Genomic DNA, 21,100 nt, shown 5'->3' on the forward strand with positions numbered 1-21,100 from the left:
GGCTCCTTAATGGATGGACCAGACTTTTAAAAAAGTGTCTGGACGCAAAGGACTACGGTCTGGTCAAAGAGAAAGGCCGCCGCGGCAGACAGGACCAGAACCAGGATAAAGGAAAGCAGGGTGCTGCCTGCCATGCCAAAGGAAAGCCAGTCCATACCTGACCGCTCCCTGACATAATAAAGCACGGCCCAGTGAACCAGCAGGATGGAATAGCTGTGCCGGATCAGGAAGTTCATCACGATCCCTGGTTTTGGAAGCCGGTTTTCCAGGGAACGAAGCATAAGAAAAACTGAGGCCCCCAGAAGGGTCATGGCAGGAGCGCCTTCTGCCAATAAAATGGCCTTATAATCAGGCCGCAGGGCAGTGCAGAGGATGGTAAACAGGAAAGAGACCATGCCAAGTCCCCACCAGGCTTTCCTGTATTTCATGGAAATGGGCTGGGCAAAGTAATAGCCAAGCAAAAACACTCCTTCCCATGGACTGATCATAAGGTCAAAGTTTAAGGGCAGGCCCATGACAGGCAGGTAAACTGCCAGACAGCGGAAGAGGAGGATCAGGACCGCCAGTCCGTGAAGCATGGAGTCGGTCAGGTACTTTAAAAGAATGCTGAAAAAGGGAGCCAGGATATAGAGGGATAAAATAACATAGATTACCCATAAATGAGGCGCCCAGTCAATAGGGCCTGCCGCCATATCCCTTAAGGCTTTAAAGATTCCGTTCATAAAGCCGGAATTAAAATACTGGCAGGAGAGCAGGACATAAATGGAGTAGTAACAAAAAAAGGGAAGGGCCACCTGAAGGAACCGCTTATAATAAAAGGCAGTCAGGCCCTCCTTTTGCCCTCTCAGGATCAATGCACCGCTGTTCATGATAAACAGGGTGTTGCAGACCAGAAGAATAGAGGAAAGGGACTGCACCCCTGCCCAGGTTTTGCTCCCGGCCGTAAGCCCGGCTGCGGAGAAATCAAGGCAGTGGACTAGAATAACGAAAAGGGCGGCAATAAGACGGACATAATCCAGGTAGAGGATCCTGCTTTTTCCGCCATCATTTCCTAAAAACAGATGTTTGAAATAATCTCTGTCCTTAAGCTGCCGCCTGATATGAATGCAGCAGGAAATTGCAATAAAAGCAAGTATTGTCATCTGTAACTTTCCCATATTTTCTGTTCCTTTCCGGTCCTTTTAATCTCTAAAGACAACAAGTTAATATTAAAGCACGCTTAACCCTGGGGACTGCCCGCGTGGGCTGAGCCCCGCAGCTTTGCAGGAATTTGACTGAAGTTTTTACCATTATATCACAGGAATCTGTTCATCACAAACCAAACTCTTTGTCCGTTCCCTGGAAAATTACGTGGTCAATCCCTGGCGGCTATGGTATACTTAAGAAAATACCTTACGGGTATCCCTTTCTGCCCAATGAACATGGGCTGGAAAAAGAAAAATGCAGAGAGGAAATGACAGTGGCAGATCGGACATTTGGCTGGGTACAGGAGGCCTATACCCTGGAAAATCTAAAAAAATGTGGTATCCGCGTTTGTGCCGGATTCAGAGATCAACAGGATCCTGCGCATGGATAAGATCCCCAGGCTCATATCGGAAAAAGACGGAAGAGAAGAGTTTATACGGGAATTAAGCGGCAGGGAAATTTCCATCCCCTATACCCATTTGAAGGGAAAAGGGACGCCTGCAGGCTATACAAGGAGCAATGCCCCTTGTTCCGGGATCATTCAGGCCGTCCTGCCGGGGCAGCGAAAGGAATACCAAAGCGACTGGCCGGCAGATTCTTTTTTTGAGATGGGCAGTGAGCATCGGTTTTCTTCATTACAGCCGGAAAGAGGATATCTGTTCCCTGTCCCCCCTGGGACAACAGTACGCCAATGCGCCTGCAGGCAGTGAGGAGGAGGCTTTCGCATTAAGGGCCGCCCTTCTTTCCTATCCGCCCGTGTGCAGAGTCCTGTCCCTGTTAGGAGAAGAAGGGCATCTGACAAAGTTTGAGATAGGTGCAAGGCTTGGCTTTATCGGAGAGGCAGGCTTTACCTCCATTCCCCAGTACATGATCCTCCAGGGGCTGGCGGAAGCAGAAACCAGGGAAGAGAGGACAAAGCTTCTCCAGGATACGGAAGGCACAAGCGATAAATACGTCCGGACTATTTGCAGCTGGCTCCTACAGATGGGCTGGATCAACAAGGTGGCAAAGGAGGTAACTGCTGCCATTGGAGGAAAAACCTGCGCCGGAACATTCCCCAGTCTTACCAGCTGACATTAAAGGGAAGGACCGTATTAAAGCATGTAACAGGCGTTTCAAGATTCCCCAGGATTCCCAAGCGGGTGATGTGGGATATGCTGGCTACCAAGGTGGCTGACCGGGAATATCTCCGCAACCGCAGGACCCATATCATAAAATATCTGGAAGGAGCCTACCGCTCCCCATTGCAGGTAAAGGAATATTTAAAAGGCATGGGCATGGAAGAGGAGGAGGAGACCATTCTCGATGACATCCGAAGCTTGAAAATATTGGGCTTCAAGTGAAAAAGACCGGAAACACCTATCGGATCATGGAGGAAATAACCGGCCTTGAGCTGCCTTATGAAAGCCATGGACCGGTGCCGGTAAAATCAGAGGTATCCCTGTGCAAGGATTATTTAAGATCCCATTTGATCCATGTGGACCACAGGTATCTGATCCTTTTGGATCTTGGATTTGACGGCAATTCAGACAGGGATTATGAGATACAGACAGCCCAGCTTTTAACAGCTGAACTGGACTTTAAGGGAGCCAGGCTTGGGGACACCAGGAAGCCGGATGTGTGCGTATATTATGGGGAAGATGGCTGATCATTGATAATAAGGCTTATGGAAAAGGGTATTCCCTTCCCATCAAGCAGGCCGATGAGATGTACCGCTACATAGAGGAAAATAAGGAGCGGAATGAGAAACTTAATCCAAACAAGTGGTGGGAGATCTTTGATAAAGGTGTGATACGCTATCGCTTTGCTTTTGTTTCCGGGGCGTTTACCGGAGGATTCAGGGAAAGGCTTGAGAATATCCGGATGCGTTCCGGGATCTGCGGAGCTGCAGTCAATTCCATGAATCTTCTTTTGATGGCAGAAGAACTGAAATCAGGAAGACTGGGCTACAGTGAGTGCTTTAAGCTTTTTGACTGCAATGATGAGATTGGGTTTCAACGTTCTTAGGCACATGGAGGTTTGATGTTATGGTGTTGGGAGAGTACCTTCCTTTTTGGAATAAGCTGACAGAGAGACAGAGAATGCTCTTAAAAGAAAAAGCCAGGGAAGCCAGGTTTGAAAAGGGTATGCTGGTCCATGGCGGGGCTGACGGCTGCAGCGGGCTTTTGCTTGTGACCCAAGGGCAGCTTAGGGTTTTTATGATATCGGATGAGGGGCGGGAGCTGACGCTTTACCGTCTGCTTGAGCGGGATATCTGCCTTTTTTCCGGCCCTTGTATGGTTAAAAACATTCAATTTGATGTTACGGTGGAAGCGGAGCAGGATTCCGTGGTCTCAGTGATCCCGCCGGAGGTCTACAAGACGTTAATGGAGCAGTCAGCAGTTGTCTCTAACTTTACCAATGAGCTGATGGCTTCCCGTTTTACCGATGTCATGTGGCTCATGGACCAGGTCTTAAATAAGAAAATGGATGGCCGCCTGGCCGCCTTTCTTCTGGAAGAGGGGAGACTTACGGGTTCCGGGGAGCTTTCCATTACCCACGAGCAGATCGCCCATCATCTGGGAACGGCAAGAGAAGTGGTGACCCGCCTTTTACGGCTGTTCCAGGCGGACCGCCTGGTTAAACTCACCAGGGGAAGTGTGGAGCTTCTTGATGAGAAGGGTTTAGAGCTTCTGGCAGCGGACAGCCTGAGATAGGAATCCTTGTATTATTTGAAGAACATGGGAAATTCACTTGCATTCTTTTCTTTTCACAGTTATATTATAAAAAGTTTGTGAAAAATTTATAATATAAAAGGATCGGGAAAAATGAAGGATATGATACCTCAGTTTTTTTTATCAATGAAGCACTATACAAGAGAGCAGTTTATGAAGGATATTATTTCCGGGATTATTGTGGCAATCATTGCCCTGCCTCTCTCTATCGCGCTTGCCCTGGCTTCCGGCGTAACCCCGGAGCAGGGACTTTATACGGCCATTGTCGCAGGCTTTGTGATCTCATTTTTAGGCGGCAGTAAGGTGCAGATTGCAGGGCCTACGGCTGCATTTGCTTCTATTGTAGCAGGTATTGTCTTAAAAAACGGGCTTGACGGTCTGGCGACGGCAACCGTAATGGCCGGAATTATCCTGGTTATCATGGGATTTTTACGGCTGGGAAGCCTGATACGTTTTATTCCCTATACCATTACAACCGGATTTACCGCCGGCATTGCGGTGACTATTTTTATCGGCCAGATAAAGGATTTCCTCGGGCTTACCTTTGAAAAGGCTCCGGTGGAGACCATGGAAAAGCTGGAGCAGGTGGTACATTCCATCGGAACCCTTAATCCCATGGCATTGGCAATAGGAATGACCGCTCTTTCGGTACTTATCATCTGGCCAAGATATTTTAAGAAGGTACCCCCATCCTTAGTTGCAGTCATTCTTACTGCGGTTCTGGTAAAGGTACTGGATCTTCCGGTACATACCATTGGTGATCTGTATACCATTTCCCCCAGTCTTCCATCTCTGCATGTTCCCAGGCTGTCCCTTGACATGATGGGGAAGGTCATGCCCGATGCAGTGACCATTGCGGTGTTAGCTGCCATTGAATCATTGCTGTCCTGCGTCGTGGCAGACGGAATGATAGGCAGCAGGCACAACTCCAACATGGAACTGATTGCCCAGGGACTGGGCAATACCTTCTCTGCACTGTTTGGAGGAATCCCGGCCACAGGCGCCATTGCGCGGACGGCCGCCAACGTGAAAAACGGGGGAAGGACTCCTGTGGCGGGAATGGTTCATGCAGTTCTTCTGCTGTTGATCCTTGTATTTCTCATGCCATATGCAGCCCTTATCCCTATGCCGGCCATTGCAGCAATTCTGTTTATGGTTGCTTATAATATGAGCGAGTGGAGAGAATTTGTTTCAATTGTAAAAACCTCCCCTAAAAGTGACTGGTCCGTGCTTTTGGTCGCTTTTATCCTGACCGTGGTATTTGATCTGGTGGTGGCCATCGGCGTTGGCCTGATATTTGCTTCTCTGCTGTTCATGAAGCGTATGGCGGATGTGGCCGAGGTAAACGGCTGGAAGTATCTGGAGGACGAAGAGGAGAATGAAGGAGACCGCATTGACTTAAAGCCTGTTCCAGGGCATGTGGCCGTATTTGAAATCAATGGTCCAATGTTTTTTGGAGCTGCAGATAAGATATCCAAGGTGGTCTTAGAAGACGGAAAGAGAGTGCTGATACTCCGCATGCGGAGCGTTCCGGCCATGGATACAACTGCCTTAAAAAGCTTAAGAAAGCTTTACAACAGTTTAAAAAAGAAAGAACATCACACTGATGTTATCCCATGTAAACGAACAGCCTATGTCAATGATGGAACGGGCGGGATTCGTAGATGATATGGGACGGGAGAATATTGCAGGATGCATTGATGAGGCTTTGATGCGCGCCTCCGTACTATAAAAATACCGGCAAGCCGGAAAACAGGCCATAAGGGTCAGAGAAAAAGAATGCTCTGATTTCTTACGGCCTGTTTATTTTCTGCCAGCCACTTTATTCCCTTCTTAAGACCGGTCAATCCTCAGCCTTTTTGCATGGGCGCCGGCCTGGGACGGGGGAATAATGGAGATAATAATGGACAAGCCGTTAAAAAGATATCATAAAAATATTAAAAAGATGTTGACATCCCAAAAAGATAATATTATAATCAATACATATTAAACCTATAAAGATAATAGGGTATTGAAGAAAGGATGTCATTCATATGATAAACACAATGTTTTCTGCATGGAATAACCATTTTACAAGCTTTGAAAAGATGGATAGCTGTTGTTGTAAAACTGTGCCCATGTATATGAATACAGCTTATTTTTGTATGTATTAGAATACCTGGATCCGTGAAAACTGGAGTTTTACAGGTACTGTAATAGTACCTGTTTTTTTATAAGCGGAAATCAATGATAAAGTCCAAGGTTATGCCATTGGATCAATCCATAAGGACAGGAAGATCCAGGAAATACGAAAAGAATGAAAATACATATAAAAAGAACCACCTGAGAAAAAGAAACCGGGCCGGGGAAAGAGATACGGTTTTGGAGGCGATCCATAAGTGAGAGAAGGTGATTCCAATATCCTATTCAAGTGCTTCTGATCCTGAAAAAGAATACATCAAGCTGATCCATGAAATGGCCAGCCATGTAAAGTATGGTTCCATTACCATAACGATTCAGGATGGAAAAATAGTACAGATCGAAAAAATAGAAAAAAATCAGATTAAAGAGCTGACTGGACAACCGGAGGTTCTGATAAGCAGAAATGCGTATCAGGGAAGGTTGTCTTTTTTTTGTATCCTAATTGTAAGAAAGAAAGTGTGAAATGGCAAATACATATCAAAATCTGCAGAAGTCACATCCATGCTTTGGAGGAAATAAAAACAACGTGGGCCGGATCCATCTTCCGGTAAGCCCTGGCTGCAATATTTCCTGTAAGTTCTGCGACAGAAGAATTAACGATGACGAAGAAAGGCCGGGAGTGACCTCAAAGGTGCTCACCCCTTTGCAGGCACTTAAGGTTCTTGAAAAGGCTCTTGCCCTTTGTCCGGAGATCACGGTGGCAGGCATTGCAGGTCCAGGTGATACCTTGGCTACGGATTACGCCCTTGAGACGTTCCGCCTGGTAAAGAAACACCATCCGGAGCTGATCAAATGCATGAGCACCAACGGGCTCCTTCTCTATGAAAGGGCGGATGAGATCATTGAAATCGGAGTGGAATCCGTGACCGTTACGGTGAATGCGGTGGACCCGGAAATCGAGGCAGAGTTAAACCGGTGGATTCTGTACCATGGAAAAATTTATGAGGGAGTACAGGCGGCTGAGATCCTGATAGAAAACCAGTTAAAGGGAATCAAAAAGATAGCGGATGCAGGGATCACGGTGAAAGTGAATACTGTGCTGGTGCCAAACATAAACGGAGGTCATATTGAGGATATTGCAAAGGCCGTAAAAGAGGCAGGCGCAAGGATCTACAACATCATTCCCCTGATTCCCCAGGCAGACCTTTCCCATGAAACAGCCCCTGTATGTCAGGAAATCGACGAGGCCAGGATTCTGGCAGGAAAGCACATCGATGTTTTCCGCCACTGCCAGCACTGCCGTGCCGATGCTGTGGGCATGCTTGGGGGAAAGGATTACGGAGATTTCATATACCAGAGAAGGATCGCAGGAAGTGATACCTTTTCCCATGGGTAAAGGAAAAGAGGATTGGAAATGCCATGAAATATAAGATAGCAGTCGCTTCAACAGACGGAAAGGTAGTAAACCAGCATTTTGGCAGAGCCGAAGTTTTTTACATCGTAGCAGCCGACAGCCGGGATATGACATTCACATATGAGGAAAGCCGTAAAACAGTTCCTCTATGCAAGGGACAGGAGCATGATGAAACACAGTTAAAAGCCCTGGCAGTCCTGCTGGAAGATTGTGATTATGTCCTGGTCAGCCGGATCGGAGCCGGTGCGGGGGCTGCCCTGGAACAAAACCACATAGAGGCCTTTGAACTGCCGGGATATATTGAGGATTCCATCCGGAGGCTTCTTATTTACACGGAGGTACGAAGGTTATTAAATGAAGCTTAGAAAGAATCCATGACCATGGACCAAAATGATTTTTACATGGTCTATGAGAGCGGCAGAAAAGCCTGACTTTAATTAAAGACTTATACGATAATTTATGGTGAGAATCAGAAAGAGAGGATTTTAACAATGGGACAGATCAGACAGATTGCTATTTACGGGAAGGGAGGAATCGGAAAATCCACCACAACCCAAAACCTGACAGCAGGGCTGGTGGAGCTTGGGAAAAAGGTCATGGTTGTGGGGTGCGATCCAAAGGCGGATTCCACCAGGCTGCTGCTGGGCGGTCTGGCGCAGAAAACGGTTCTTGATACTTTGCGTGAAGAGGGGGACAGTGTAGAACTGGACCGCATTATGAAGGAAGGTTATAAGGGAACCAGGTGTGTGGAATCAGGAGGCCCGGAGCCGGGAGTAGGCTGTGCCGGCAGAGGCATCATCACTTCCATTGGACTTCTTGAGAATCTGGGTGCCTATACCGATGACCTTGATTATGTGTTTTATGATGTATTGGGAGATGTGGTCTGCGGAGGATTTGCCATGCCCATCCGGGAAGGAAAGGCCAAAGAAATCTACATTGTGGCAAGCGGGGAGATGATGGCCCTGTATGCGGCAAATAACATTGCAAAAGGCATCAAACGGTATGCAAAGACCGGAGGAGTGCGGCTTGGGGGAATCATCTGCAACAGCCGGAACGTGGACCGGGAGCTGGATCTGCTCCGCGCCTTTTCAAAAGAGCTTGGGACCAAGCTTCTCTACTTCGTTCCAAGGGATAACATTGTGCAGCATGCGGAGATCAACCGCAAAACAGTTATTGAATACAAACCCGATTCCAGCCAGGCAGATGAATACCGGAATCTTGCGCAGGCAGTCATTGACAATCAGGATTTCACCATTCCCACGCCCATGGACCAGGAACGGCTGGAAGAAATTCTTTTTGAATTCGGGCTCATGAACATCAACGACGATTATAAGATCTAAGGCACAAAGGGTGCTGGAACAAGGAGGGCATGAATGAGTAATATTCATAAATCAATCACGGAACTTATAGGAAAAACGCCTCTTTTGGAGCTGGAAAATTATGCAAAAAAACACGCTCTGGAAGCGAAGATCATCGCAAAGCTTGAGTATTTTAATCCCAACCAGAGCGTAAAAGACAGGATCGCACTGGCCATGATCAATGATGCAGAAAAAAAGGGACTTCTAAAGCAGGGGTATACCATTGTGGAAACCACCAGCGGAAATACGGGGATCGGCCTTGCGGCAATCGCGGCAGCCAGGGGATATTCCTTCCGGGTATATGTCCAGGACAATGTCAGTGAGGAACGGTTTAAGAACATCAGAGCTTTTGGAGGAGAAGCCATCAGATTTTCCCAGGTGCCGGAGGTCCAGGCGGTGCTGGAGGAAACAGGCGGGGATTTTGTGGCGGCAGTTAAGACTCTGAAGGAGAAGGTGCTGTCAAAGGAAAAAAACATCTTTTTTGTCAATCAGATCGAAAATCCGGCAAATCCTTCCGTTCATGAAGCGACCACAGGGCCGGAGATCTGGGCGGATACGGATGGAGAGGTGGATATTCTGGTGGCCTGCGTCGGCACGGGGGAACCGTATCGGGGGCGGGAAAGTACTTAAAAAGCAGAAATAAAAATATTAAGATCATAGCCATACAGCCGGGGCCGGGTTCCCTGCCCAATGAGACCGATCCATTGCCCCCGGATATCACAGGGATCCATCCCTTTGAAGGAGTGCCAGCAGAACGGGTTCCTCTTACCATGGATCGAAGCATTTATGATGAAAAATACGAGGTGGAAACCTATCAGGCTTATGAAGCTGCAAAGGAAGTGGCAAGAACGGACGGGATATTAGTGGGAACCTCCTCAGGAGCCGCTATTTTCGCGGCAGTCCAGGTGGCAAAAAGAGCTGAAAACAAAGGGAAGAATATTGTAGTTGTTTTAGCGGATACCGGTCTTAGGTACCTGTCCACAAAGCTTTTTGAAGAAGCTTAGTCAAAGTTCGGAGGTTAAACATGGCGATTAATTTATCAAATTCCAATCTGGCTACCAGGGAGACCCGGTTAGGTTCCATAACCGGATATGTAGGAGACTTACATGATCTCGCCAGCCAGAGCAAGTGCGGCAGCTTAAAGGGCTGCGGACGCTGTTTTTCCCAGTCAAGCACCTGCCTTTCCGGCTGTGCCCTCAGCCAGCTGGGAGGGATCCGGGATGTGGCGGTCATCCACCACGGCCCTCCGGGTGTTCGGCCACGGCCGGCTCTCAGTACATTGTTACCAATCAGGTGGCTGCTAAAAGGGGAGTCGTAAACAAATCCGTGTACATCGGCACGGACATGAATGAGAATGATACTATTTTCGGCTCTACAGAAGCCCTGGCGGATATCATTGTGGAGGTTAACCGGCGTTACCAGCCAAAGGCAATTTTTGTCAGCAGCTCCTGTGCCACGGGGATCATCGGAGAGGACATTGACAGCGTGGTGGATGATGTGAAGGATCAGATTCAGGTACCTGTCATAGCCGTTCACTGCGAAGGTTTTAAATCACGGATTTGGGCGACTGGGTTTGATATATCCGATCATGCGGTATTAAGCGGAATCGTAAAGCTCCCCAGCAGAAAAGAAAAACCATTAATTTTAAAAATTTTTTTCGAAAGCGCCAGAAATGAAATCATTGAAATGTTTAAGAATTTTGATTTAGAACCCATTTTTTTATATGCCAACGCAACGGTGGAAGAACTGGAACGTTTATCAGAATCCGTTGCGACAACGTGCATCTGCGGAGTTCTTGGAAATTATCTGGGCAATGGCTTAGAAGAGCACTACGGCGTTCCCTATATCCGGACCGTCAATCCCTTAGGGATAGTCGGATTTGAGACCTGGCTTCGGGAAATCGGAAGGGTGTCCGGCAAGCAGCCGGAGGTGGAGAAATACATAGAAGAACAGAGAAAGATCTATATTCCCCAGATTGAAGCGGTGAAGAAAGAATTAAAGGGATTAAAAGCGGTTCTCGGAATGGGACCGGGCTATACCTTTGAGGTGACGAGAGTTTTAAACGAGCTGGGAATCCAAGTGGTTTGGGCGCTGTCATGGCATTATGACAAGAAATACGAAAACGGGGATGTTCCTCCCGCCATGAGTTATCTTCTTGACAATGACATCAATTTTGAAACTAGCGTGGCGGACCAGCAGAACTTTGAGGTGATGAACATCTTAAACAAATACCGTCCTGATTTATACCTTTCCCGCCATCCCGGCTCTACGGTATGGGCCATTAAACAGGGGACGCCGGCGGTCTATGTGGCGGACGAATACATGATATTCGGATATAAGCATACGCTGGAGTTCGCTCATACGGTTTTAGATACCATACGGAACCGGAGCTTTGAACAAAATCTGGCAAAAAGAGTGAAGCTGCCTTACACGGACTGGTGGTATAAGCAGGATGTGGGAAGCTTTTTAGAGGAGGGGATTGCTGATGGCGAAGATATTAGACAAACAGAGGTATAAATGCGCCATGAGCGCCATGCAGACTGTTCAGGCGATTGAACGGGCCATTCCGGTCCTCCATTCCGGGCCGGGCTGTGCCCAGAAGCTTTCCAATTCCTCCGGCAGCTCCGGATATTTTTCTCCCAATATCTATCCCTGTACCAGCATCAACGAAAAGGATGTTGTATTCGGAGGCGTTAAAAAGCTGGAATCAACCATCAGACATTCCCTGGATGTCATTGATGCCGATTTATATGTGGTATTGACCGGCTGTATCCCGGAGATCGTGGGCGACAACACCGAGGAAGTGGTGGAGGGGTTCCAGGATGCCGATAAACCGGTTATCTATGCCTCTACCGCAGGCTTTAAGGGAAACAACTACAAGGGCCATGAACAGGTGGTGGAGGCAATCATTGACCAGCTTTTGGAACAGTCAGATATCCGGGTGAAAAATCTGGTCAATATATGGGCCGATGTGCCTTATCAGGATGAATTCTGGCTGGGAAATTTAAGAGAGCTTGAAAATCTGGTCAGAGAGCTTGGCCTTACGCCCAATACCATATTTGGCTATCAAAGGGGATTAAGTAACGTAAAGAGGATCCCGGAAGCGGAATTTAACCTGCTGGTGTCTCCGTGGGTCGGGCTTAATAACATGAAGAGCATGGAGAAGAAGCTTGGAATCCCTTATCTTCACTATCCCACCCTCCATAGGGGCTTTTGAAACCAGTAAATTCCTTCGGGAAGTAGGCGGGTTCGCAGGAGTGCCGGAGGAAAAGATCGAAAGCCTTATAGCAGAGAAAGAGTCTTATTATTACTATTACATCGAACGCTATGCGGATCTGTTCCTGGAGACCAGAGTCATGTCAAAGCAGTTTACGGTTGTGTCTGATGCCCAATATGCCCTTGGCATTACAAAGTTCCTGGTCAATGACCTGGGTTTGTTTCCGGCAAAGCAGTTCATAACGGATGATACTCCAAGAGAATTCCGGAATAAGGTACGGTCCTTTTTTAAGGAGCTGAATTTTGGCATAGAAGCAGAGGTGGACTTTGAGACTGATGGCTATAAGATCCACAATGAGATCAAAGCCCATGATTATCATGGATATCCCTGATCCTTGGAGGTTATTGGGAGAAAGAGGTTGCGAAACAGACTGATGCCCATTTCCTTAATGTATCCTGGCCGGTCAATGAAAGGCTGGTCATGAACAGCTATTATGCAGGATATGACGGTGGCCTGAAGCTGATCGAAGACATCTATTCCGTTGCCAGAACAAGATTCAATTAACAGGCAGGTTCATGGAGGGAGTGTTATGCCATATAAAATTGCAGTTGCATCTTCTGACGGTGTGAATATTGACATGAATTTTGGGGCGGCCCATGAATTTTACATCTATGAAGTGGGAGAAAGAGGGGAGTACGTCCTTTTGGAAATAAGAGAAGCCGTAAATGCAGCCGGAAAGCCTTCCTCCTGCCAGGACGGGTGCAAAGGAAGGAGCTGCGAAGGCTTACAGGAAAACCATCACGGGGTGGATTTCATAGCAGACTGCCGTTGTGTGATCTGTAAAAGGATCGGCTTCCACATCCAGAAACAGCTGGAGAAAAAGGCGGTCAGTTCCTTTGATGTGGAAGGGAAAATTAAGAACACATTGGAGAAAATCACAGGGTATTTTTACCGGGTGGATCACCATCAGACACTTCGGGGGCTGGCGAATAAACCATAAAAAGAAAAGGAAGGGAAAAAAATAATGAATCAATGGATAAGAAAGCTGGCTTTGGAAGCGGTTCTGACAGCATTGGGGGCGGCAATGCTGACAGGATGCGGAAAAAAAGACGGCAGCAGCAGACAGCGGTGTCACAAAAGTGGTGGTAGGAACCGGCAATGCCTATGCGCCTTATTGCTATCTGGATGAGAAAGGGGAGCTTGCCGGGTATGAATATGAGGTCTTAAAGGCAGTAGATGAGTTGCTTCCCCAGTATGAATTTGAATATCAGACCTCTGATTTTGCCAATGTGCTGATTTCCCTTGATGCGGGCAAGATTGATCTTGCAGCCCATCAATACGAGTATAACAAGGAAAGAGATGAAAAATATCTGTTTGGAAAAGAACCGTATACCACCTATGTGACCTATCTGGCCGTAGCAGGTGACCGTACGGATATCCAGTCCCTGAATGATCTTAATGGCCGGAAAGTAAAAAGCTCCACCGGGTCCAATTCCGTGTACATCCTGGAAAATTATAATAAAGACCATCCGGATAATCCCATAAAGATTGATTATGTGAACAATTCAACCGATGAAGAAACTGTAACAGGACTTGTAAACGGAGTCTGGGATGCCACCATCCTGACAAAGCGGGATGCGGAAAAGCTGAATAAAAACTATGGAGACGGCAGGGAAGTCATAAAGGTGACGGGAGAGCCAATCCAGTCCTCTTCCACGTATTTTTTTATTTGCAAAAGGCAATACCAGGCTGCAGGAGGCAGTGGATGGAGCGGTAAAACAATTAAGGGAAAGCGGAAGGCTTGCACAGATATCAAAGGATGTAATCGGCGGGAATTATACGGAAAGCGAGTAATGGTATGAATAAACTGTTTGGCTGGGAGCGGTTCCTTGAAAATATCCCTAAAATTCTTCCGTATTTATCAGTGACCCTTTGGATTGTGGTTTATGCCACAGTATTCGGAGTGATTCTTGCCGCTTTCATTGTTCTGGCAGAGCTAAAAAAGATACCGGTCTTAAATCCGTTTCTAAAGGTTTATGTCTCATTCATGAGAGGAACCCCCATGCTGGTGCAGCTGATGATGATTTATTACGGGGTACCGGCCCTTATTGATCCTGTTTTTGGCACCAACTTAAACCGGGGATGGAGTGCGGTGACTTTTGCTTATATCACCTTTATCCTGAATCAGGGAGCGTTTCTTTCTGCCATATTTTACGGTGCAGTCACATCCATCCCCTATGGTCAGACAGAGGCAGGGTTAAGTGTAGGGCTTACGGAGTTTCAGACCTTTGGAAGGATCCTTCTGCCCCAGATGGTAAGGATCGCCCTGCCTCCCTTTGGCTCTGATCTGGTGGGCCTGTTCCAAAATTCCTCTCTTGTATTTCTTATCGGCGTTACCGATATCATGGGAAGGGCCAAATCCATTGGTGCGGCCACAAAACACGTACTGGAAGCCTATGTGTTTGTGGTAATGATCTATATTGTTATTAGTTTAACGGTCCGGCTTCTTTTTTTATTACCTGAATATAAAACTGGAGTATGGAAGAGAAAGGACAGGGACTGGAAAAGAGGGAAAAGGATGAATTTCAATGCAGCTCATTTTTATGAAAGCTTTCTATACGGAATCAGGTATTTTCCCAATACCCTGAGGCTTGTGTTCATTCCATTAGCCATAGGCCTGGCTCTTGGAACGGTAACCGCGCTGGTCAGGGTCTATAAGGTGCCTGTTCTTAATAAGTTCCTTGGGGTATTTGTTACGGTGTATCAGGGAGTTCCCATTGTGGTGGCTTTGATGATATATAACCTGATTTTCATGCTCAAATTCAATGATCTGGCAAGGTTTTTACATATTAAAAAAATGCCGCTGACGTGGATAATATCTGGGTAGGCATTTTTGCCCTCAGTCTTACTGCAATCTGCTCCATATCAGAGGCGGTCCGGGGTGCGCTGTTATCCATTGACAAGGGACAGGATGAAGCCGGGTATTCCATAGGGCTTACAAAAGTCCAGACTATCAGGAGGATCATCATCCCCCAGATGATACCGGCGGCGATCCCGACCCTGATCAATCATGTGGTCGGTCTGATCAAGCATCATCCGTTGTCATGGCCATTGGAATCGTGGAAATTGTGGCAGGAGCCACCATTCCAAGCTCCCGGACCTATTCATTTTTTTGAAGGGTATATGGCGGCCGCAGTCATATACTGGGCATTTACCATTGTGATCGAATGCCTGGCAAAGGTTTTAAGACGCCATACAGGTAAGTTCAGGAGGAATCCCTATGATTGAAGTAAAGCATGTTAAAAAGACCTTTGGAAAGCAGCAGGTCCTAAAGGATGTATCTGTGGAGGTAGAAGATGGCCAGGTGGTCGTGCTCCTGGGTCCCAGCGGATCGGGAAAAACCACATTGCTGCGGTGTATTAATTTCCTGGAAAATGCGGACAGCGGCCAGCTTGCCATCGGGGATACCCGCGTGGACCTAAAAAAAGGCGACCAAAAAGCAAATTCTGGAGATAAGAAGAAAAACAGCTTTTGTTTTTCAGAATTATAATCTTTTTGCCAATAAAACGGCATTGGAAAATGTGATGGAAGGCTTGTCACGGCAAGGCGCATTCCAAGGGAGGAAGCGAGAAAACGGGGAGAAGAAGCCTTGACTGGGTGGGGTTACGGGAGAAGTATCATTGCTATCCTTCCCAGCTTTCCGGCGGACAGCAGCAGCGGGTCGGCATTGCCAGAGCCTTTGTCTTAAATCCGGAAGTGATTTTATTCGATGAACCAACCTCCGCCCTGGATCCGGAGCTGGTGGGGGAAACCCTTGATATCATTAAGAAGGTGGCGGGAAGAGGAATTACCATGATTGTGGTAACGCATGAAATGTCCTTTGCCCAGGATGTAGCAAATAAAGTGATCTTTATGGATGAAGGGGTTGTTGTGGAGGAGGGAAGACCGGAACAGATTTTTTTCAAATCCAAAAGAGGAGAGAACCAGACAATTTTTATCCAGGATCATTTCCTTGGAGTCCAACTATTCCATATAGCGGATATTACAGAGAAATAACACGTTGACAGATATCAGCGGGAAGCTGCCTGCAGCGTAAGAATGGGCTTTGAAGCTCCTGATTGTCAACTCGCCGCAATGGCACATGGCGAACTGGAAGTTGACGAAGAGCATATCGCAGACCTTGAACAGGCCTTTGCAAAATAATAAATAAAAAGGAGATTATCAGCTATGAAATTTCGTAAAATGTTTGGAGTAATTGCTTTGCTGCTTACTTTAACCTTCGCTTTCACCGCCTGCTCTTCCAAAACGGAACCCGCCGACGGTAATGCCGCCGATACCGGTAATACAAGCGCCGCCTATAAATATGGGAAGCTCGACCTTGTGGGCAAGGATGGCGCATTGTGCGGCGCACCTACCTACATTGCAAAAGCAAAAGGATTCTTTGCAGAAGAGGGATTTGACGTGACACTCATCAGTGCGGATACGGAAACCCGTAAGACTTTGTTGAACAATGGCCAGCTTCCGCTGGTCAACGGCGACTTCCAGTTCTTCCCCTCCATTGAAAACGGCGTGAACGTGTCAGTTGTTGACGGTCTTCACAACGGGTGCATCAAATTTTTGGTAAAGGCTGATTCTCAATTGGTTGAAGCCGTGGAAAAAGAAGGCGCGAAAGCGCTGAAAGGCTTAAAAATCGGCGTGGATGAAGTCGGCGGCACACCCCATCAGGTGGCAAGTGTGTGGCTTGAACAGGCCGGAGTATCGGCAAAAGCGGAAGACGGGGAAGTCACATTCCTGCCGTTTTCAGATGGTAACCTTGAAATTGAGGCGCTCAAAAACGGAGACATCGACGTTGCCGCCCTTTGGGATCCCTTCGGTTCGGTTCAAGAAAAGACCGGCAGCTATATGGTTATTTTTGACCTTTCCACTGACCCTGTATTTGCGGGCAAATACTGCTGCTTCCTGTACGCATCCAATAAAGTGCTGAAAGAGGAACCTGAAAAGGTTGCGGCTCTGCTTCGTGCTTACCACAAGGCTCAGGAATGGATAGCGGAAAACCCTGCTGAAACGGCGGCAATTATCAGCGATGAAAAATACTCCTCAATTGAGGATAAGGAACTTGCGGCGGCTTTGATCGAGCACTATGAGTATCCGTCAAAACACGACCACGACAACAGTACCCGCGATGTTGCCGCTGATGTGGAGTATTTTGCGGAGCAGCTTTATGACATTGGCTATCTGACAACGGCTCCGGCTGATTTTATCAAGACGGCATACCAGAAAGTGGATTTAACACTGGGTCAGTAAAGGAGAATGACGAGCGATGATAAAACAAAATATCAGGTTCGCAGGTGCTGTGCTGCTTTCAATAAGCGGTTTCCTTACCGCAATACTCGCCAACCTGCTTGTCCGCCAGGTTGCGGATGTAAAGATTAACAGCTATACTATGTTCGGACGCACGGTGGATATAAACGAAGCCTACCGCTTTGTATTGTTTGTGTTGATTGTCCTATATGCCGGTTTGTGCGTTTATGCTTTCTTTCGTAAGGACAGCAGGGTGAAGTACCTTAAACGGGCACCCTTTCGATTGGCCTGCGGTATTGCTTTGACAGTTTGGGATATTATCGGCACGAAATATCTTCTTTTGCCACAGCCATTCTTTCCTGGACCGGCAAGGATAATTGAGCCGTTCTTAATGGAGCCGGATTTCATTTTTGAGAACACGTTATATTCCCTGCGGTTGTTTGTGATTGGTTTCGGGATAGGCGTGTTTGCGGGGGTTGCCACAGGCATCCTCATTGGCTGGTTTCCCAAAGTCTATTACTGGTTTATCCGGTACTTAAGATCACGGGGGTCATACCTGCCGTGGCCTGGATGCCCTTTGCCCTCACGCTGTTCCCTACTCCCTTTGCGGGCGCGGTATTCCTGATAGTAATTTGCGCCTGGTTCCCTGTAGCAAGCCTTACGGCACAGGGGATTCAGTCGACCCCCAAGGTGCAGTTTGAAGTAATGCGTACGCTTGGGGCGAAAACGCCATATCTGGTATTTTGCGTTGCTATTCCCCACGCAATGCCCAGCATTTTTACGGGTATCGGCACGGCCAATGCTTTTGCCTTTACAACGCTTGTTCTTGCGGAGATGATGGGGCAGCCGGGGGGCCTGGGTTACTATATCAATGTGTCTAAGGTGTGGAGCGCATACTATAAGGTGTTCGCCGCGATTCTCGTGATGGCGGTCATGTTCAGCATTATTATGGAGATTATTGGTCTGATTCAGCGGTATGTTCTGCGCTGGCAAAGGGGGTTGCTGCGATAATGGGAGAAACAATACTTGAAATTACCGGCATAAACCGTACCTATATCGACGATAAGGACAATTCTGTAGAGGTGCTAAAGGATATTAACCTGACACTGGAACGGGGGAATTCGTTTCCATCATCGGCGCCTCAGGCTGCGGAAAAACAACCTTACTCCGCCTTATTGCCGGACTGGATAAGCCGGAAAGAGGTGAGATACTGCTTGGCGGTGCGTTAGTACGCGAACCTCAGCCGCAAAGCGGCTATGTATTCCAACAGGGAACGCTCCTTCCCTGGCTGACGGTTGAGAAAAACATTCAGGGAGTGCGGAAAGAAAACAAAGAGCGTGTGCCGCACTATATCGGCCTTATTGGAATGTAGGGGTTCGAGAAATCCTATCCCCATCAAATAAGCGGCGGCATGGCACAGCGCGTAGCGATAGCACGGGCATTAATCAATAATCCCGAAGTTCTTTTGCTCGATGAACCCATGGGTGCGCTTGACAGCTTCACACGGGCGGATTTGCAAGATAAACTCCTTGAACTTCGCAAGGAAAATAATACCACAATGCTGCTGGTGACCCACGATATTGACGAGGCCATTTATCTCTCTGACCGCGTGGTAATTATGACGCCGCGTCCCGGCAAAATCAGCGAGATACTGGATATTCATCTGCCTCATCCAAGGCATCGTGGCAGTGTGGAATTCCTGTCAAAGAGGCGCGATATATTGGAAAAACTGCAGCTGGCAAGCGCACAGCCGCAGCCGGAATACACGATATAAGGAGAATTCCATAAAGGACTCCTTTACCACAATGAGAACCTTACGGGGAAAATGAGCGTTGAAGGTGGCCTTTAAGACCACCATTCAACGCTCATTTTTATGCTGTCTCAGGGCCGAACTTTTTGCCATAACCCTTATACCGTAGTAGTGGAGATGGCCCATCTATTCAGCCACAAGCTGATCCAGGGATTTGAACTGATAGCCCATTTCCTCCCATTTGGTCAGCAATTCATCAAGAATCTGGGCGTTGGTGCTTGAGGTGCTGTGCAGCAGCACAACGGCGCCGGGATGGATCCTGCCTAAAAGCTTTTTAAAGGCTTCCTCCTTTGAGGGCTGCTTATCCTGATACCAGTCAACGTAGGCAAGGCTCCAGAAAAAGGTTTTGTAGCCCATATCACTTGCCATTTTTAAATTGGCTTCACTGTATTTTCCTTGAGGCGGGCGGTAGTATTGTCTCATGGGCTGTCCGGTGGTCTGTTCAAAAAGGACCTCTAAATCCTTAAGCTCTTTTTCAAATGCTTCTTTTGAAGACATCTTGGACATATCCGGATGATGGTAGGTATGATTGCCGACGGTATGGCCTTCCTCAACCATCCGCTTTACCAGCTCCGGAGCAGTTTCTATGTAATTTCCTACCACAAAAAAGGTAGCCGGGGCATTGTGCTTCTTTAATGCATCAAGTATTGCTGGGGTATTTCCGTTTTCGTATCCGGCATCAAAGGTCAGATAAAGAACTTTATCCGGGGTTTTTTTCCGCATAATAGGCATTGAATTTTTTTAAATAGTCCATGGTAGCATTGGCTACCGGCGGCTGCCCTTCCTGCTGGAAGCTCAGCCCCCAGTTTCCATCTGCAGCAGTCTCTACTGCTTTGTGGTGATCCACCAGCATGGCGCCAAGGTGACCGGCCAGAAAGGCACAGAGGAAAAGCAGGAATACCATAACTGCCTTCTTTCCTGTTTCAGATGGGATAGAAAGCTTTCTGATTTTTCTGCAATCTTAAATTTTGCAAATTTCATATATAAAGCTCCGTTATATTACATTTGTTTCAATATATGAAGCTTCTGCCTGTCCATATTCAAAAAGGTTGCATTACCGTACCTGCTTTTCCTTCCAGGCTTGCTTTCGCTTTTTCAAGAGAGGTAATGATTGCCTTCCGGTTTTCTCCATGCCGGAGAAAATCCAGGGAGGCTTCAATCTTCGGAAGCATGGAGCCTGATTCAAACTGTCCTTCCTGAATATAGCTCTCTGCTTCTTCCCGGCTCATCTGGCTGATGGGCCGTTCATCAGGCATTCCGAAATTCAGGGTGACATTGTCAACATTTGTAAGGATCATGAGCACATCGGCATCGATTTCCTTTGCCAAAAGCCCGGCAGCCCGGTCCTTTTCAATGACTGCACTGGCGCCCTTTAAGCGGTATCCCTGTTCCATAACCGGAATGCCGCCGCCTCCGCAGGCGATGACGATCTGGTCTGCATCCATAACGGCCTTAATGATGTCGATCTCCACAATGGATACAGGCTTTGGAGACGCCACGACCCGGCGAAAGCCCTTGCCAGGCACTTCTTCCACATAGTTCCCCTTTTCTTCTTCCTCTTTTGCGTCTTCAGCCGACATAAAGCGTCCCACAGGCTTCATGGGGGTGTAGAAAGCCTCATCATAAGGGTTTACCAGCATCTGAGTCAAAATGGTGGCTGCAGATTTGCAGATACCACGCTTTACCAGCTCAGCCCGGATGCCGTTTTGCAGATCATAGCCAATGTAGCCCTGGCTCATGGCAGAGCATACGGACATGGGCGCAGAAGTATAGCCGTCGTGAAGTTTTCCGAATTCATTCATTGCTGTGTGGATCATGCCCACCTGCGGGGCATTGCTGTGGGTGACCGCCACCTGCCAGCCGGCTTCAATAAAATCCGCGATGACCCTGGCTGTTTCTGCAACCGCTTTTTTCTGTTCCGGAAGATTTGTTCCCAAAGCATGATGTCCCAAAGCCAGGACAATACGTTTTTTTGCCATA

20 protein-coding genes and 7 pseudogenes are annotated in these 21,100 nt (G+C 47.6%); 24 read left to right on the plus strand and 3 right to left on the minus strand.

The annotated features are described in order from the left end of the window. Positions 1 to 26: 26 nt before the first annotated feature. Complete coding sequence (locus tag JCM10519_RS08040) at positions 27 to 1,157, minus strand: acyltransferase family protein (protein ID WP_054738521.1); 1,131 nt, start codon at positions 1,155 to 1,157, stop codon at positions 27 to 29. A gap of 378 nt (positions 1,158 to 1,535) precedes the next feature. On the opposite strand from JCM10519_RS08040, the gene JCM10519_RS27730 reads away from it, so the two are divergent. The 24 genes and pseudogenes from JCM10519_RS27730 (at position 1,536) to JCM10519_RS08135 (ending at position 19,084) form a co-directional block, all read left to right on the plus strand. Next, positions 1,536 to 1,895 (plus strand): restriction endonuclease FokI recognition domain-containing protein, encoded by a 360-nt coding sequence (locus tag JCM10519_RS27730; RefSeq protein ID WP_347843539.1) that lies wholly within the window; start codon positions 1,536 to 1,538, stop codon positions 1,893 to 1,895. Next, the gene (locus JCM10519_RS27735) at positions 1,801 to 2,259 is read left to right on the plus strand and encodes a restriction endonuclease FokI catalytic domain-containing protein (protein WP_347843540.1); all 459 of its coding nucleotides are present in this window, start codon (positions 1,801 to 1,803) and stop codon (positions 2,257 to 2,259) included. The genes JCM10519_RS27730 and JCM10519_RS27735 overlap by 95 nt, the downstream gene beginning before the upstream one ends. A 71-nt stretch (positions 2,260 to 2,330) precedes the next feature. Then, positions 2,331 to 2,528 (plus strand): hypothetical protein, encoded by a 198-nt coding sequence (locus tag JCM10519_RS27740; protein WP_347843684.1) that lies wholly within the window; start codon positions 2,331 to 2,333, stop codon positions 2,526 to 2,528. A 26-nt stretch (positions 2,529 to 2,554) separates the two neighbouring features. Further along, positions 2,555 to 3,192: pseudogene (locus JCM10519_RS27745) on the plus strand (restriction endonuclease FokI C-terminal domain-containing protein). A gap of 20 nt (positions 3,193 to 3,212) precedes the next feature. Then, entirely contained in the window at positions 3,213 to 3,881 is a 669-nt protein-coding gene (locus JCM10519_RS08050; RefSeq protein WP_054738523.1) for a helix-turn-helix domain-containing protein, read from the plus strand. Positions 3,882 to 3,992: 111 nt separating this feature from the next. Beyond that, positions 3,993 to 5,631 (plus strand): annotated as a pseudogene (gene sulP / locus JCM10519_RS08055) (sulfate permease). 494 nt (positions 5,632 to 6,125) lie between these two features. Further along, positions 6,126 to 6,281 (plus strand): hypothetical protein, encoded by a 156-nt coding sequence (locus JCM10519_RS27750; RefSeq protein ID WP_347843541.1) that lies wholly within the window; start codon positions 6,126 to 6,128, stop codon positions 6,279 to 6,281. A 6-nt stretch (positions 6,282 to 6,287) separates the two neighbouring features. Beyond that, positions 6,288 to 6,542, plus strand: coding sequence for a DUF2292 domain-containing protein (locus JCM10519_RS08060; RefSeq protein ID WP_054738525.1), 255 nt, complete (start codon positions 6,288 to 6,290; stop codon positions 6,540 to 6,542). 1 nt (position 6,543) lies between these two features. Then, positions 6,544 to 7,416, plus strand: coding sequence for a radical SAM protein (locus JCM10519_RS08065; RefSeq protein ID WP_054738527.1), 873 nt, complete (start codon positions 6,544 to 6,546; stop codon positions 7,414 to 7,416). Positions 7,417 to 7,439: 23 nt separating this feature from the next. Next, complete coding sequence (locus JCM10519_RS08070; protein WP_054738529.1) at positions 7,440 to 7,799, plus strand: NifB/NifX family molybdenum-iron cluster-binding protein; 360 nt, start codon at positions 7,440 to 7,442, stop codon at positions 7,797 to 7,799. A gap of 126 nt (positions 7,800 to 7,925) precedes the next feature. After that, positions 7,926 to 8,774: a nitrogenase iron protein gene (nifH, locus tag JCM10519_RS08075; protein WP_054738531.1), complete on the plus strand. Its 849-nt coding sequence runs from the start codon at positions 7,926 to 7,928 to the stop codon at positions 8,772 to 8,774. 33 nt (positions 8,775 to 8,807) lie between these two features. Next, a pseudogene (locus JCM10519_RS08080) lies at positions 8,808 to 9,796 on the plus strand (cysteine synthase family protein). 20 nt (positions 9,797 to 9,816) lie between these two features. After that, positions 9,817 to 11,309: pseudogene (locus JCM10519_RS08085) on the plus strand (nitrogenase component 1). After that, on the plus strand, positions 11,278 to 12,009 hold the full coding sequence (locus JCM10519_RS08090; RefSeq protein ID WP_347843542.1) for a nitrogenase component 1: 732 nt from the start codon (positions 11,278 to 11,280) through the stop codon (positions 12,007 to 12,009). Before JCM10519_RS08085 ends, JCM10519_RS08090 begins: the two are co-directional and overlap by 32 nt. Continuing rightward, positions 11,963 to 12,400, plus strand: a complete 438-nt coding sequence (locus JCM10519_RS27755) for a hypothetical protein (RefSeq protein WP_347843543.1) — start codon at positions 11,963 to 11,965, stop codon at positions 12,398 to 12,400. The genes JCM10519_RS08090 and JCM10519_RS27755 overlap by 47 nt, the downstream gene beginning before the upstream one ends. Positions 12,401 to 12,598: 198 nt before the next feature. After that, positions 12,599 to 13,009 carry a NifB/NifX family molybdenum-iron cluster-binding protein gene (locus JCM10519_RS08100; RefSeq protein WP_054738533.1) on the plus strand — a complete coding sequence of 137 codons (411 nt, stop codon included), beginning with the start codon at positions 12,599 to 12,601 and terminating at the stop codon, positions 13,007 to 13,009. Between the two features lie 139 nt (positions 13,010 to 13,148). After that, the gene (locus tag JCM10519_RS08105; protein WP_054738535.1) at positions 13,149 to 13,871 is read left to right on the plus strand and encodes a transporter substrate-binding domain-containing protein; all 723 of its coding nucleotides are present in this window, start codon (positions 13,149 to 13,151) and stop codon (positions 13,869 to 13,871) included. Continuing rightward, positions 13,868 to 14,896 carry an ABC transporter permease subunit gene (locus JCM10519_RS08110; protein WP_054738537.1) on the plus strand — a complete coding sequence of 343 codons (1,029 nt, stop codon included), beginning with the start codon at positions 13,868 to 13,870 and terminating at the stop codon, positions 14,894 to 14,896. Before JCM10519_RS08105 ends, JCM10519_RS08110 begins: the two co-directional genes overlap by 4 nt. Next, entirely contained in the window at positions 14,878 to 15,297 is a 420-nt protein-coding gene (locus tag JCM10519_RS08115; protein WP_054738539.1) for an ABC transporter permease subunit, read from the plus strand. The genes JCM10519_RS08110 and JCM10519_RS08115 overlap by 19 nt, the downstream gene beginning before the upstream one ends. After that, positions 15,290 to 16,045, plus strand: a pseudogene (locus JCM10519_RS08120) (amino acid ABC transporter ATP-binding protein). Before JCM10519_RS08115 ends, JCM10519_RS08120 begins: the two are co-directional and overlap by 8 nt. Before the next feature lie 191 nt (positions 16,046 to 16,236). Next, entirely contained in the window at positions 16,237 to 17,313 is a 1,077-nt protein-coding gene (locus tag JCM10519_RS08125) for an ABC transporter substrate-binding protein (RefSeq protein WP_054738541.1), read from the plus strand. Between the two features lie 16 nt (positions 17,314 to 17,329). Continuing rightward, positions 17,330 to 17,935 carry a hypothetical protein gene (locus JCM10519_RS27760; RefSeq protein ID WP_347843544.1) on the plus strand — a complete coding sequence of 202 codons (606 nt, stop codon included), beginning with the start codon at positions 17,330 to 17,332 and terminating at the stop codon, positions 17,933 to 17,935. Next, entirely contained in the window at positions 17,881 to 18,321 is a 441-nt protein-coding gene (locus tag JCM10519_RS27765; protein ID WP_347843685.1) for an ABC transporter permease subunit, read from the plus strand. The genes JCM10519_RS27760 and JCM10519_RS27765 overlap by 55 nt, the downstream gene beginning before the upstream one ends. Continuing rightward, a pseudogene (locus JCM10519_RS08135) lies at positions 18,321 to 19,084 on the plus strand (ABC transporter ATP-binding protein). Before JCM10519_RS27765 ends, JCM10519_RS08135 begins: the two are co-directional and overlap by 1 nt. Positions 19,085 to 19,246: 162 nt before the next feature. Here the strand turns inward: JCM10519_RS08135 and pdaA are convergent. Both pdaA and arcC read right to left on the minus strand, forming a co-directional pair. Continuing rightward, positions 19,247 to 20,024, minus strand: a pseudogene (gene pdaA / locus JCM10519_RS08140) (delta-lactam-biosynthetic de-N-acetylase). Between the two features lie 136 nt (positions 20,025 to 20,160). Then, complete coding sequence (gene arcC, locus JCM10519_RS08145; protein ID WP_054738544.1) at positions 20,161 to 21,099, minus strand: carbamate kinase; 939 nt, start codon at positions 21,097 to 21,099, stop codon at positions 20,161 to 20,163. Position 21,100 lies beyond the last annotated feature (1 nt).

This window comes from Clostridium sp. NkU-1 (assembly GCA_001312405.1).

Excerpts from the sequence above, each read along its gene's own strand:
- JCM10519_RS08070 (WP_054738529.1), top strand. The coding sequence starts at position 7,440 with ATGAAATATAAGATAGCAGTCGCTTCAACAGACGGAAAGGTAGTAAAC.
- JCM10519_RS27750 (WP_347843541.1), top strand. The coding sequence starts at position 6,126 with ATGATAAAGTCCAAGGTTATGCCATTGGATCAATCCATAAGGACAGGA.
- JCM10519_RS27760 (WP_347843544.1), top strand. The coding sequence starts at position 17,330 with ATGATAAAACAAAATATCAGGTTCGCAGGTGCTGTGCTGCTTTCAATA.
- arcC (WP_054738544.1), bottom strand. The coding sequence starts at position 21,099 with ATGGCAAAAAAACGTATTGTCCTGGCTTTGGGACATCATGCTTTGGGA.
- JCM10519_RS08100 (WP_054738533.1), top strand. The coding sequence starts at position 12,599 with ATGCCATATAAAATTGCAGTTGCATCTTCTGACGGTGTGAATATTGAC.
- JCM10519_RS08040 (WP_054738521.1), bottom strand. The coding sequence starts at position 1,157 with ATGGGAAAGTTACAGATGACAATACTTGCTTTTATTGCAATTTCCTGC.
- JCM10519_RS08050 (WP_054738523.1), top strand. The coding sequence starts at position 3,213 with ATGGTGTTGGGAGAGTACCTTCCTTTTTGGAATAAGCTGACAGAGAGA.
- JCM10519_RS08065 (WP_054738527.1), top strand. The coding sequence starts at position 6,544 with ATGGCAAATACATATCAAAATCTGCAGAAGTCACATCCATGCTTTGGA.
- JCM10519_RS08090 (WP_347843542.1), top strand. The coding sequence starts at position 11,278 with ATGGCGAAGATATTAGACAAACAGAGGTATAAATGCGCCATGAGCGCC.
- JCM10519_RS27740 (WP_347843684.1), top strand. The coding sequence starts at position 2,331 with ATGTGGGATATGCTGGCTACCAAGGTGGCTGACCGGGAATATCTCCGC.
- JCM10519_RS27765 (WP_347843685.1), top strand. The coding sequence starts at position 17,881 with ATGCCCTTTGCCCTCACGCTGTTCCCTACTCCCTTTGCGGGCGCGGTA.
- JCM10519_RS08110 (WP_054738537.1), top strand. The coding sequence starts at position 13,868 with ATGAATAAACTGTTTGGCTGGGAGCGGTTCCTTGAAAATATCCCTAAA.
- JCM10519_RS08125 (WP_054738541.1), top strand. The coding sequence starts at position 16,237 with ATGAAATTTCGTAAAATGTTTGGAGTAATTGCTTTGCTGCTTACTTTA.
- nifH (WP_054738531.1), top strand. The coding sequence starts at position 7,926 with ATGGGACAGATCAGACAGATTGCTATTTACGGGAAGGGAGGAATCGGA.